Origin of the sequence: Blautia sp. TF10-30 (genome assembly GCF_003481245.1) — a bacterium.
In the GTDB taxonomy this organism is placed as follows: domain Bacteria; phylum Bacillota; class Clostridia; order Lachnospirales; family Lachnospiraceae; genus Fusicatenibacter; species Fusicatenibacter saccharivorans.
On sequence record NZ_QUKM01000037.1, the window covers coordinates 538 to 825 of the forward strand.

Below are 288 nucleotides of genomic sequence, written 5' to 3' on the forward strand. Positions count from 1 at the left end.
GGATGGCATCTTAGGAAAGCAGAAATCAAAATCAAACCGGGCCGGATTCCGTTTCGTTGTATGCACCAGATGTTCCGCTGCATTGAAACGTTTCTTACTTTCCTCAATTTTGACCAGTTCTTCCCATACAGATTCATACACTTCGACCAGATAGCGGACAGCAGAACGGTAAATCTCCAGTGTCTGGCGGATTGGAATATTCTGTTTTCGTAATTCTACACCATAACTGGATATGATTTTCATTCGCTTTTTCCTCCGGGTTTTAACGGGATTTTTCCTTCTGCCCTT

The 288-nt window shown here is 43.1% G+C and carries 1 pseudogene; it reads right to left on the bottom strand.

Annotated elements, in window-relative coordinates:
• Window positions 1-243: pseudogene (locus DXD02_RS15905) on the bottom strand (IS200/IS605 family accessory protein TnpB-related protein); the annotation flags it as partial.
• Window positions 244-288 lie beyond the last annotated feature (45 nt).